13 protein-coding genes are annotated in these 12,021 nt (G+C 67.0%); 3 read left to right on the top strand and 10 right to left on the bottom strand.

The genetic code is table 11. The annotated features are described in order from the left end of the window. From Q8M82_RS20120 to Q8M82_RS20080, 9 genes are all read right to left on the bottom strand, one after another. Nucleotides 1-761 (bottom strand): type II secretion system F family protein (locus Q8M82_RS20120; RefSeq protein WP_305693074.1); only part of this gene is annotated, 761 nt, incomplete at its 3' end. Nucleotides 762-771: 10 nt separating this feature from the next. Continuing rightward, a complete protein-coding gene (locus tag Q8M82_RS20115; protein ID WP_305693073.1) occupies nucleotides 772-1,749 on the bottom strand; it encodes a type II secretion system F family protein in 978 nt (325 codons plus the stop codon). Between the two features lie 27 nt (nucleotides 1,750-1,776). Beyond that, a complete protein-coding gene (locus Q8M82_RS20110) occupies nucleotides 1,777-3,219 on the bottom strand; it encodes a CpaF family protein (RefSeq protein WP_305693072.1) in 1,443 nt (480 codons plus the stop codon). 105 nt (nucleotides 3,220-3,324) lie between these two features. Next, nucleotides 3,325-4,584: an AAA family ATPase gene (locus tag Q8M82_RS20105; protein ID WP_305693071.1), complete on the bottom strand. Its 1,260-nt coding sequence runs from the start codon at nucleotides 4,582-4,584 to the stop codon at nucleotides 3,325-3,327. Continuing rightward, nucleotides 4,584-5,318: a CpaD family pilus assembly protein gene (locus tag Q8M82_RS20100; protein ID WP_305693070.1), complete on the bottom strand. Its 735-nt coding sequence runs from the start codon at nucleotides 5,316-5,318 to the stop codon at nucleotides 4,584-4,586. Before Q8M82_RS20100 ends, Q8M82_RS20105 begins: the two co-directional genes overlap by 1 nt. A 47-nt stretch (nucleotides 5,319-5,365) precedes the next feature. After that, nucleotides 5,366-6,808, bottom strand: coding sequence for a type II and III secretion system protein family protein (locus tag Q8M82_RS20095; RefSeq protein ID WP_305693069.1), 1,443 nt, complete (start codon nucleotides 6,806-6,808; stop codon nucleotides 5,366-5,368). Beyond that, nucleotides 6,805-7,584 carry a Flp pilus assembly protein CpaB gene (gene cpaB, locus Q8M82_RS20090; protein WP_305693068.1) on the bottom strand — a complete coding sequence of 260 codons (780 nt, stop codon included), beginning with the start codon at nucleotides 7,582-7,584 and terminating at the stop codon, nucleotides 6,805-6,807. The genes Q8M82_RS20095 and cpaB overlap by 4 nt, the downstream gene beginning before the upstream one ends. Nucleotides 7,585-7,711: 127 nt before the next feature. Further along, on the bottom strand, nucleotides 7,712-8,224 hold the full coding sequence (locus tag Q8M82_RS20085; protein ID WP_305693067.1) for an A24 family peptidase: 513 nt from the start codon (nucleotides 8,222-8,224) through the stop codon (nucleotides 7,712-7,714). A gap of 178 nt (nucleotides 8,225-8,402) precedes the next feature. Then, nucleotides 8,403-8,567, bottom strand: a complete 165-nt coding sequence (locus tag Q8M82_RS20080; RefSeq protein ID WP_305693066.1) for a Flp family type IVb pilin — start codon at nucleotides 8,565-8,567, stop codon at nucleotides 8,403-8,405. Between the two features lie 413 nt (nucleotides 8,568-8,980). On the opposite strand from Q8M82_RS20080, the gene Q8M82_RS20075 reads away from it, so the two are divergent. From Q8M82_RS20075 to Q8M82_RS20065, 3 genes are all read left to right on the top strand, one after another. Beyond that, complete coding sequence (locus tag Q8M82_RS20075; protein ID WP_305693065.1) at nucleotides 8,981-9,499, top strand: pilus assembly protein N-terminal domain-containing protein; 519 nt, start codon at nucleotides 8,981-8,983, stop codon at nucleotides 9,497-9,499. Between the two features lie 196 nt (nucleotides 9,500-9,695). Next, on the top strand, nucleotides 9,696-10,313 hold the full coding sequence (locus Q8M82_RS20070; RefSeq protein WP_305693064.1) for a TadE/TadG family type IV pilus assembly protein: 618 nt from the start codon (nucleotides 9,696-9,698) through the stop codon (nucleotides 10,311-10,313). 8 nt (nucleotides 10,314-10,321) lie between these two features. Continuing rightward, entirely contained in the window at nucleotides 10,322-10,945 is a 624-nt protein-coding gene (locus tag Q8M82_RS20065; RefSeq protein ID WP_305693063.1) for a TadE/TadG family type IV pilus assembly protein, read from the top strand. Between the two features lie 27 nt (nucleotides 10,946-10,972). Here Q8M82_RS20065 and Q8M82_RS20060 read toward each other — a convergent pair. Continuing rightward, nucleotides 10,973-12,021 (bottom strand): phosphohexomutase domain-containing protein (locus tag Q8M82_RS20060; protein WP_305693062.1); only part of this gene is annotated, 1,049 nt, incomplete at its 5' end.

Below are 12,021 nucleotides of genomic sequence, written 5' to 3'. Positions count from 1 at the left end.
GAGACCGACTTCACCCCCTCGAGTCCGGGGCGGGCCGAAAGGTTCTCATAGGCCTGCCGACGCTCCGACAGATAGGAGAGTTCGGCGGTGCAGAGGGCGAACTCCTCGGCCAGCGGCACCGACTGGCCGCCAATCTCGGTCGAGACCTTGCGGAAGGCGTGCTCGATCGACATGCCCGATTCGACGCAGATCAGCAGCAGGTCGAGCGCGTCGGGAAAGGCCAGCTTCATCGAAGCCTGCCGCTTGCTGATCTGGTTCGACAGAAACAGCTCGGGCGCCTTGATGCCGACATAGGCCCCGCCGACGGCCATGCCGATCCGGACCAGGGCAGACTGGCCGAAATCGTTGAGCACGAAGACGTAGAACAGCGTGAACAGGAACAGGCCGATCGGCATCACCAGGCGGAAGAAGAGAAACCCGATCTCCGCCTGCTGGCCGCGATAGCCCGCCATGGCGAGCTGATGCTTCGCCGTCTCCGTCCCGAGCCAGTCGCCCAGCTTGAACTGCTGGACGATGCGCCGCATGAACTCCTTCGGCTCCTGACGGAGCGAGACGCGGTCGCCCTGCCGATTGAGCCGATCGCGTTCGCGGGCGCGGATCTTCTCGCGCTCGGTCGCGACGTTCTTCATGCGCTTCTGGAGATTCGAACCCTCGGTCAGCGGAATGGCGATGGTCAGGACCGTCGCCGCCGCCGCGATCGCGACGAAGAGCGACAGCAGGAACTGGCTGTCGACGACCTTGTCCGCGATCAGGGAAATCATCGCTGCGGCCTCAGATGTTGAAGTTGATCATCTTGCGCATCACCAGGACGCCCATCAGCATCCAGACGGCGCAGCCGACGAGGGCGAACTTGCCGGCCTGGGTGATCCAGAGCAGCTCGATGTAGCGGGGGCTTGTGAGGTAGACCATGGCGGCGACGGAGGGCGGCAGGCAGGCGATGATGCCGGCCGAGGCCTTCGCTTCCATCGACACGGCCTGGATCTTGTCGCGCATCTTGCGGCGGTCGCGGATGACGCGGGACAGATTGCTCAGCGTCTCCGAGAGATTGCCGCCGGTCTTCTGCTGGATGGCGAGCACGATGCCGAAGAAGTTCGATTCCGCGCAGGGCATGCGCTCATAGAGCTTGCCGATCGCCTCCGTCAGCGGCAGCCCCAGCGCCTGGCTCTCGATGATGAGGCGGAACTCGGTCTTGACCGGCTCGGCCGATTCCGTCGCGATGATCCGCAGGCAGTCGTTCAGCGGCAGGCCGGCCTTGATGCCACGCGTGATCACGTCGATGGCGTTGGGGAACTCGTTGCCGAACTTCTTCAGGCGGCGGTTGCGGCAATGCTGCAGGAACCAGGGCGGGATGCCGAGGGCCCCGATGAAAAGCCCCGCGACAGCCAGAATCGAATTGGCGCTCAGCACGAAGAGGAGCAGGCCTGTCCCGACCGCCATGGCCGCGCTGAAGATATAATATTTCCTGCGGTCCCAGCTGAGCCCGGCCTGCTGGATCCGCTGCTCCAGCGTGAGCTTGTTGCGGGCGTTCTCGCGGTTCTCGATGTCCTTGAGGCTCTGGGCGATCTGCCCGCGCTTGACCCTGGCCTGGGCGTCGCGATCCATCACCCGCGCGGCGACCGGGGCGGCGAACTCCTTGCGGCGCTTCTCGGCGCGGGCCTGCCCGCTGAGAATCGGGTAGAACAGCGCATAGGTGACGCCGCCCGCGGCGATGGTCGCGAGCAGGATGACGGCGACGACGCTCAGATCCATGGCCGTCCCTCCAGGTCCGTGGCGGCGTCAGGCCGCATTGGCTTCGCCCTGTTCGAGTTCGTCGATCGCGGCGGCGAGGCGCTGTTCCTCGCCGTAGTAGCGTGCGCGCTCCCAGAAGCGCGGCCGGCCGATGCCGGTGGCGCGATGGCGCCCGATCAGCTTGCCGTTCGCGTCCTCGCCGAGGATGTCGTAGTTGACGAGATCCTGGGTGATGATGACATCGCCTTCCATGCCCATCACCTCGGTGATGTGGGTGATACGGCGGGAGCCGTCGCGCAGGCGCTGCGCCTGGATGATGACGTCGATCGAGGAACAGATCATCTCGCGCAGCGTCTTCGAGGGCAGCGAGAAGCCGCCCATCGTGATCATCGATTCGATACGGCTGAGGCATTCGCGCGGCGTGTTCGCGTGGAGCGTGCCCATCGAGCCGTCATGGCCCGTGTTCATCGCCTGCAGCAGGTCGAACGCCTCGGGTCCGCGCACCTCGCCGACGATGATGCGTTCGGGACGCATGCGCAGGCAGTTCTTGACGAGATCGCGCATCGTCACCGCGCCGGTGCCCTCGAGATTGGGCGGCCGGGTTTCGAGACGCACGACATGGGGCTGCTGCAGCTGCAGTTCCGCCGCGTCCTCGCAGGTGATGACGCGCTCGTCGAGGTCGATATAGTTGGTCAGGCAGTTGAGCAGCGTCGTCTTGCCGGAGCCCGTGCCGCCGGAGATGACGATGTTGCAGCGGACGCGGCCGATGATCTTCAGGATCTCGGCGCCGGGCGGCGAGATCGCCCCGAACTTGACGAGCTGGTCGAGGGTCAGCTTGTCCTTCTTGAACTTGCGGATGGTGAGCGCGGGGCCGTCGATCGCCAGCGGCGGGGCGATGACGTTGACGCGCGAGCCATCGGCGAGGCGCGCGTCGCAGATCGGCGAGCTCTCGTCGACGCGGCGGCCGACCTGGCTGACGATGCGCTGGCAGATGTTCATCAGCTGCGCGTTGTCGCGGAAGCGGATGTTGGTCAGCGTGATCTTGCCGCCGGTCTCGATGAAGGTCCGGGTCGCGCCGTTGACCATGATGTCGGCGATGTCGTCGCGCGCCAGCAGCGGCTCCAACGGGCCATAGCCGAGCACGTCGTTGCAGATGTCGTCGAGCAGTTCCTCCTGCTCGGCGATCGAGAGCACGACGTTCTTCAGCGAGATGATCTCGTTGATGATGTCGCGGATTTCCTCGCGCGCCGATTCGCCATCGAGCTTGGCGAGCTGCGACAGGTCGATCGCCTCGATGAGAGCACCGAAGATCATGCTCTTCATCTGGTAGTATTCTTCGGAGCGATGCGGCTCCGGGGCGACGACCGGCGCCGTGCGCCGCGGATCGGCGGCCTGCGGCTCCGGCTGGCGCTGGACGGGAGCCGCCGGCGTCGGCGCCCTCACGGCCAGCGCGGGTGCCGCGGCTCCACCGGTGGATCGCTTTCCGAACATCTCAACCCTCTCGCACGCAAACGGCCGAAGCGGGCCGTCCATGGGGGATCTCCGTCCCGCTCATGGCCTTGTCGACGCTGGCTCCGGCCTGGGGACGGTGCATGATCAGGCCTTGCGACGCAGCTTGGCGACGAGCGGCTCGAACAGGCTGCGCTTGCTGCGCTTGGCCTCGCCGCGACCGGTGAGGCTGCTGGCGATCTGCACGAAGGCCTCCGCGATCTTGCCGCCGGCCTGCACCTCCGCGATCATCTGGCCATTGTTGGCCGCCGTGCCGAAGAGTTGGGCGTCGAAGGGGATCGAGGTCAGAACGTCGATGCCGAGTGCCTTGGAGAACTCCGCCGCGTCGATCTCCGGCCGCTTGGGCATGCCGACCTGGTTGAGAACGAGCTTCGGCCCGGCGTCGTTGGGGCGGTTGGCGCGGGCGAGGTCGATCAGGTTCTTGGCGTTGCGCAGCGAGGCGAGTTCCGGTCCGGCGACCACGACAATCTCGTCGGCCGAGATCAACGCGCGCCGGGTCCAGCCGCTCCAAACATGGGGCACGTCGAGCACGACGCAGGGAACGGTGGCGCGCAGCAGGTCGAAGAGCTGCTCGAAGGCGTCCTCCGGCAGGTCCAGCGTGCGGTCGAGCATCGCCGGGGCGGCCAGCAGGGCCAGATTGTCGCTGCAGCGGGAGAGCAACCGGTCAAGCATGTTGGCGTCGAGGCGCTCGGGCGCGAAGACCGCCTCCGCAATGCCCTGCGGCGGGTCTTGGTTGAAATCGAGGCCCGCGGTGCCGTAGGCGATGTCGAGATCGACGATCACCGTCGAGGCATCGAGGTTGCGGGCGATCGCCCAGGCGACGTTGTGGGAGACGGTCGAGGATCCAACGCCACCCTTGGCGCCCATCACCGCGATCATGCGGCCGAGATTGCGGGCGCCGGGCGCGACATAGAGCTCCGACAGCGTCTTCAGGACATCGAGCGTGCCCAGCGGCGCGATGAGATACTCGCTGACGCCGCGGCGGATCAGGTCGCGGTAGAGCTGCACGTCGTTGACGTGGCCGATGACGATGACCTTGGTGCCCGCGTCGCAGCTCTCGGAGAGCGTGTCGAGATGGCCGATCAGGCTGCCCGCATCCGCCACCGTCTCGAGCACGATGATGTTGGGCGTGGGCGCGGCCCGGAAGGCCTCGACGGCCGCTGCGGGGCCGCCCATGTGAATGCGCGCATGCGCTTTGTCCATGCGCCGGTCGGCGATGGCGGCCTGCATGGTCGCGGCCACGCCCGGCGTCTCGCAGAACGCCTGCAGCGTGACGCGCGGCAACGGCGCGACGACATCCTCGACCGCGCTGGCTGAGACGCTGCCCTGGTCCTCCCCGGCGTTCATCAACGGCCTCCGACAGTCGAATTGATCTGCGGCGTTTCCTGCCGGTACTGCGTCGACGGATCCTTGCCGTCGCGGATCTTGGCGATGGCGCCCATGCGCTTGGCGATGTCGGGGCGACCCTCGCTGCGCGAACGGACGAGATCGATCGGATCGGCGACCTGGGCGGCGAGCGTCGCCTGGCTGGAACAGCCGAAGTTCCAGTAGGGCTCGTTCGACATGTCGTCCTTGAAGCTGGAGACCCCGGTGTCGGCCGGCCACTGGCCGCAATCATGCGGCAGCTTGGCCTGGAGCGAGGCGAAGGTCAGGCGGATGGGCGAGGCGAGATGCGCGTCCGCAACCGGATAGGTCGTGACCGACAGCGCCGTGCCGGGCACGCCGCCGCGGGCCAGCGCCGAGCGGATGCCGTTGAGCGTGTCATGCGCCGCCATCTCGCGGCGGGTGCCCGTGGGAACCTGAGCGACCAGCCCGCCCTTGCCCGAGCGACGGTACTCACGGGCGAAGTCCGCGACATCCTCCGCCTGGCGATCGTCGAGCCCGCCGCCGGAACGCCCGACGAAGACGTCGAGCGAACGCGGCGCATCGCGCAGCACGATCGGATGGCGCTCGCGCACGTCCACGGGGATGCCCGTTTCGGCGAGGTCGCGCTTTCCGGAGCAGGCGCCGAGCAGCATCGCCGCGGCGAGGGCGATGCCGAGGCCGAGAGGCCGGGTGTTCTGCTGTGATCGAGCCATCATGGTCTCGCCATCCCTTGCGTGTTCGGACGTCGCCATCGCGACCGGCTTCAGTCGGCGATGAAGCCGACGCGGCCCTTGTAGGCCTGCGGAGCCGGCCCGCCCCCAGTTCCGTAGATCTTGTTCAGGCGCCCGAGCAGCACGGCCTGCGCGTCATGGGCATCGACGAAGCCGTCATCGGGGCGCTGCACCTGATTGGGCTCCATCGGCTTGGCGATGTAGGGCGTCGCCGTGATCATCAGCTCGGTCTCCTCGCGCTGATAGTCGCGCGAGCGGAAGAGCACGCCGATGACCGGCAGGTTCATCAGGCCGGGGAAGCCGTTGAGCGACTGCTTGGAGACGCGCTGGATCAAACCGGCGGTGGCGAGCGTGCCGCCGGAGGGCAGCTCGACCGTGGTGTCGGATTTGCGGACCCGGAAGGCCGGCGCGTTGACCACCTGCTGGCTGCTGTTGCGGGTGTCGCTGAGGCGAAGCTGGTTCTCAAAGTCGAGCTCCGTCACCTCGGTCGCGATGCGCATGCTGATCTTGTTGTCGGACAGCACGATCGGGGTGAAGTTCAGGGCCACGCCGATCGGCCGATACTGGATGCCGAGCGTGCAGAGGCCGGTGCCGTCGCAGGAATAGCCGCTGGGCACCGGCACTTCGCCGCCGGCCGTGAACTTCGCGCTCTCGCCCGAGATCGCGGTGACGGTCGGCTCGGCGAGGACGCGCGAGAGGCCGGCGCGCTCCAGCGCCCGCAGGGTGAAGTTGGTCGAGTTGCCGATGCCGGCGGTGACGGCGGTCGCGGCCAGGGCCTGCGGCTGCAACGGCAGCGGGTTGTCGAGCGTCGGGGTGATCGAGAAGTTGCCGAGCTTCCACTCGCCGGTCGAATTGATGCCGAGCTGCTTGATCGCCTTGCGCGAGACCTCGGAGACCACGACCTTGACCATGACCTGGTCGCGGCCGCGGATCGTCAGCGAATTGATGACCGCGCCTTTGGACGAGGAAAAGATGCCGGCCGTGGTGCCGACGAAGGCGTTGGCGATGTCGACCGCTTGCGTCGCCTCCGAGGCGTTGGCGACGTTGCCGATCAGCAGGATCGAGTTGCCGGCCGGCTTGACCTCGATCTGGGCGCGCGGCATCGCGGTCCGCAGCGTCTGGCGCAGCACGTTGAGGTCGCGCCCGACCTCGATCTCGAGCGCGGTGATCTGACGGCCCTCGCCGTCAATGACGAACATCGAGGTCGAACCGTCGGCGATGCCGATGATGAAGAGCTTGCGGGCCGAGCGGACGACCGCGTTGGCCACCTTCGGATTGGCGACGAAGACCTCCTTGGCATCGCGCGGCAATTCGACGATCAGCGAGCGGCCGATCGAGAGATCGAGCTTGCGCGAGATCGCATGCTCGCTGGTGCCGACATTGAGGACCGGCGCCTGGCCGGCCGTCTGGGCGAAGGCCGGGCCAGCGAGCGCCAGAACAAGGGCGGCGGAGAGGAGGGTACTGTGCCGGCTCACTGGTTCGCACTCCTCATGGTCACGCCATATTTCACGATGGTCATCGCGCCTTCGGCCGTCGGGCCCGTCACGACCTGGCCCGCATCCTTGAGGCTGCGCAGCGAGAGCGAGAGCGTTCCCATCTTCTGGGCGCGGAACAGGGTTTCGGCCTGGCCGGGCTCGACCTCGAGCGTCGCCGTCTCGCCGACCACGACCTTCTCGCCGTTGCGCTCCTGGACGTTCTGGCCGATGGCGAGAACGCGGAGGTTGCGCAGGATCGTCTCGCTCAGGAAGGCGTCGCCTTCGCCTTCGACCGCCGGCCCCTTCACCGTGACGATCACGTCGACGCGATCATTGGGGAGGATGAAGCCGCCGGCCGTGTTGGCGCCGCGGCTGTCGGTCGAGATCGCGACGGCGCGCATGCCGGACGGCAGCACCGCCGAGAGGAAACCGGTTCCGTCGGTCTTGATCAGCTTCTCGCGGCGGATCGGCTCCGCCGCGAGCATGCCGTAGCGGACCACCTGCCCGGCGAGCTCGGTCTCGGCCTGCGGCGCCTCGTCCTTGCGGATGACGCCGGCCGGCACGCTGGCGATCGGCCAGTCGAGCCAGCGCATGTCGGCGGCGGCGACGACGTTACCGACGGGGATATCCGCTGCGGCGACGAGGACGGGCACCGTCGGCGCCTGCTCGACCCGTGCGACCGGGGCAGGAGCCTGCGACGGCTTCCTGATCAGCATGGCGGCACCGATGCCGGCGACCAGCGCAACCAGAAGAATGATGATGCGGGCGGGACTCATAGCGACTGACCCTCGGCCAAACCCAGTTGGCTCTCGGCGAGGATCGTGCGGCTGGAATCGTCAACTTATGGTTAATCGGACGTATCTTTTTTGAAGACCGGGCCGACTTGGGCCTGCGACGGTGCCCTCACAGCCCCATCGCGGCCCGCCACAGCGAGCTGTCGGGCAGCACGAGGAGCGCCGCGAAGGCGAGCGCGATGCCATAGGGCACGCCCTCCTTCGGCGAATGCAGCCGGCGCGCCCAGGACCAGCCGGTCGCGACCTGCGGCAGCGGGCTGGCGCGCAGCTTGAGCAGAACGAAGGTGAGCACGCCGCCGCCGATCGCGGCCAGCGAGAGGTAGGGCATCAGCTGGTCGAAGCCGAACCAGAGCGCCGTCACCGCCGCGAGCTTGGCATCGCCACCGCCGATCCAACCGGCCGCGAACATGCCGAAGCAGATCACCAGGACGAGGCCGCCCGCCGCCAGATGCCAGAGCAGCTGGTGCCAGCCCAGTCCCAGCGTCACGGCGCAGACGGCGAAGGTCGCCAGCAAGACGAGGCAGAGCCGGTTCGAGATCGTCATCGAAACGAGATCGCTCGCCGCGGCATAGGCCATGGCCGCCGGAAAGACGAAGAGCAGGGCGATGAGCGGGAGCGACATGGACATCCCCTTCCGAAGCGGTGACGGCGGCGGACGCGATCCTGCCGCAGGCGCCTCACCAAACCCTTACTGCGTTGGTGGAGGCGAGGGCGGCACGGGCCGCCCCGAATCAAAACGCCCCGGACAAGCCGGGGCGTTTCGGTCTCGCAGCGGCGGAGCGAGGCGCTCCGCACCTATATCACTTCAGGTTGTTGTTGATCTCGGTGAACTTGGCCGACAGGCTGGTGCCGACCTGCGTCCAGACGCCGATGCAGACGACGGCGATCAGGGCAGCGATCAGGCCGTACTCGATGGCGGTGGCGCCGGACTCATCCTTGACGAAACGAGCGAAAACGTTGGTCATGTGAAACTCCTCTTGAACCACGGTTTGACGGCTGCCTTCGCTCTGAAGTGGCTTCGGTCAGCGACAAGTTGGACATTACCCGCCTCCTCTTGCCGATCGGTTAAGGCGAAAGAAGAATTCGCCCGATCTCAAAGACATTCGAGCGATGGTTAACGGCGAATTGCCGCGATCATCGACAGATTATATTTAGTCATTACATGTCTTTGTCAGTTAACGAGATGTTTTACGTTTGCCATTCCTGCGCATCAACATCCGCTACCGGCATCATTCCGGCCGGATATCGGGGCGCGGGGGCGTTTCTCTCGTTTGGTCATGTGTCCGCCGCCCTCGCCAAAACAGCCCGCAGGGCCCGATTAGGGTTTGGTTCATCATTTTCCGCTTAGCTGTCGATACGGAAATCTTGAGGCAGCGCGATGTTCATTCTCCCGGCCGCCCTTCGGCGCTCTCGGCCCCGCTCCGCCCGGACGATCGCCGCGCTCGCAGGCGCCGCGGCATCGCTCGCGCTGATCGCCGGCCCGGCGCTGGCGGCGCCCGCCACGGGCACGGTCGAGAGCGTCATCGTCAAGGTCGACCACGCCAAGGTGGTCCGGCTGCCCGAGAAGGCCCAGACGGTCATCGTCGGCAACCCCGCCATCGCCGACGTCGCCGTACAGAAGAACGGCGTGATGATCGTCACCGGCAAGAGCTTCGGCGTGACCAATCTGATCGCGCTCGACGCGTCCGGGACGTTGCTGGCGGAATCCCTCGTGCGCGTGGGCGCGGATTCCGATTCCGTCCTGACCGTGCAGCGCGGGCTGGAGCGGGAGAGCTATTCCTGTACGCCGGTCTGCCAGCCGGCGGCGCAACTCGGCGACGCGCAGAAGTATTTCGGCGAGGTCGGCTCCCAGGCCAGCACCCGCAATGGCGCGGCGCTGGGCGCGAGCAAGCGCTGAAACTCGGCGCCTCAGGGTTAAGCAGCCGCTAACCGCGATTCGACCGCGGCCACGACCGGTCTAACGGATCGGCAATGCTTTGCCGGTAACAGTGGACGCGTCATCTGACCGATGCCGCATCCGACGGGCCAACAGGCGAAAGCCGGCCCAAGGTCCCGCGGCAGCGACCTGCACGCGACCACGGGACCCGGACGACATGACCGACCCCTCCAGCATCGCCCCCGAGAAGACCACCGCGCCGGTGCCCGCACGCCGCGCACGGTTCCGGCTGCTCGCCCGCTTCCGCCGCTCGCAGGAGGGCGCGACCGCGGTCGAGTTCGCCTTCATCTCGATCCCCTTCCTGATGCTGCTCGTCGCCATCCTGGAAACGGCGCTGATGTTCTGGACCAGCCAGGTGCTCGAGGAGGCGGTCTCACAGACCTCGCGGCGCCTGCTCACCGGCGAAGCGCTGACGCGCTACACCGGCGACGGCCCGACCAACACGCAGGCCTTCAAGAACGACGTCTGCGCCAATGCCCCTGGGCTGGTCGACTGCTCGAAGCTGGTCATCGACGTTCGCACCTACAACTCCTTCGCCAATGCGAAGAACGGCACCGACGGCACCAATCCGATCTCGGCCGGCGGGCTGAACACCACCGGCTTCGGCTACAATGCGCCCCAGCCGCAGCAGATCGTCGTGGTGCGGGCCGTGCTCGAATACCCGCTCTACTTCACCTACTGGAGCGCGAGTCTGGCCAATATCGGCTCCGGCCGCCGCGGCATCGTCGCCTCGGCGACGTTCCGGACCGAGCCCTTCAACGCGCCCGCGACATGAGGTCCCCGATGACGCGCGCCTTCTCCCTGCGCCGCAACAAGGCGGCCCTGCGACGCCTGACGCGGCGCTTCCGCGGCGATCCGCGCGGCGTCGCCGCCGTCGAATTCGCGATGATCCTGCCGGCGATGCTGGCAATCTATTTTGGGATCGTCGAAACCGGCCAGGGCGTCATGATCGACCGCAAGGTCACGCAATTGACGCGCTCGCTCGCCGACCTGACCGCGCAGTCCACCACCATCTCGAACACCGAGATGAACAACATCTTCGACGCGGCGCAGACGGTGATGATGCCCTACACCAGCGCCAACCCGAAGATGTCGGTCCACCACATCGTCGTCGACAGCGCCGGGGTGGCGAAGGTGTGCTGGAGCGAACAGCGCAACTCGACGAAGTTCGCGCGCGGAACCACGGTCACGATCCCTGCGGATATTCGCCTGCCCAACAGCTCGCTGATCATGGCGCAGGCAAGCTACGACTTCACGCCCGTCGTCGGCTGGCTCATCAAGGGCGGCGCGATCTCGATCGGCGGCGACCCGATCTATATGCGCCCGCGCCTCGGAAAGGCCGGCGGCACCGCCAGCATCGAGCAGGTCGAGCGCTCCGGCGTGGCCATGTGTCCCGGCTTCGGCTGACCGGCCGAGGCTTCGTGCCCGCCCCCCTCAGATCGTCTGGTTGTAGGCGCCGACTTCCGGGTTGAGCCGCAGCACCGCATCGATCGCGGCGAAGACCTCGCGCATCCGCGCCTCCGATACCGGGCTCTCGCAAACCACGACCAGTTCGGGCTTGTTGGACGAGGCCCGCACCAGGGCCCAGCTCCCGTCCTGCGTGGTGACGCGCACGCCATTGACGGTGACGACGTCGCGGATCGGCTGGCCCGCGAACGGCGCCCCTTGCGCCTGCAGCGCCTGGATCGCCGCGGTCACCCGCTCGCTGACCTCATACTTGATCTCGTCGGCGCATTTCGCGGCCATGGTCGGCGTGCCCCAGGTCTTGGGCACGGCGGCATAGAGCTCCGCCATCGACTTGTCGGGATTGCGGTCGAGCATGTCGAGCACCGCGATCGCCGTGACGAGCCCGTCGTCATAGCCGCGACCGACCGGCGCGTTGAAGAAGAAATGGCCGGACTTCTCGAAGCCCGCGAGGGCGTTCAGATCGCGCACGCGCCGCTTGATGTAGGAATGACCGGTCTTCCAGTAATCCGTCCTGACGCCGAGCGCCTGCAGCTCGGGGTCGGTGTGGAACAGACCGGTCGACTTCACATCGACCACGAACTGCGCGCCGGGATGCAGCCGGCCGAGATCGCGCGCCAGCATGACGCCGATCTTGTCGGCGAAGATCTCCTCGCCATGGTTGTCGACGACGCCGCAGCGGTCCCCGTCCCCGTCGAATCCGAGCGCGACGTCGGCGCCATGCGCCTTCACCGCATCGGCCATGGCGTGGAGCATCTTCATGTCTTCGGGGTTGGGATTGTAGCGCGGGAAGGTGTGGTCGAGCTCGGCGTCCATCGGGATCACCTCGCAGCCCAGCGCCTCGAGGATCTGCGGGGCGAAGGCACCGGCAGTGCCGTTGCCGCAGGCCGCGATCACCTTGAGCTTGCGGCTGATCTTCGGGCGGGAGGTGAGATCCTTGAAGTAGACTGCCGGGAAATCCGGTACGAAGACATAGGAGCCGCCGCCGACGAGATCGAAGTCGCCCGCGAGGACGATCT

Source organism: Allobosea sp., from assembly GCF_030694325.1.
In the GTDB taxonomy this organism is placed as follows: domain Bacteria; phylum Pseudomonadota; class Alphaproteobacteria; order Rhizobiales; family Beijerinckiaceae; genus Allobosea.
This window is presented reverse-complemented; position numbering and strand designations above follow the sequence as displayed.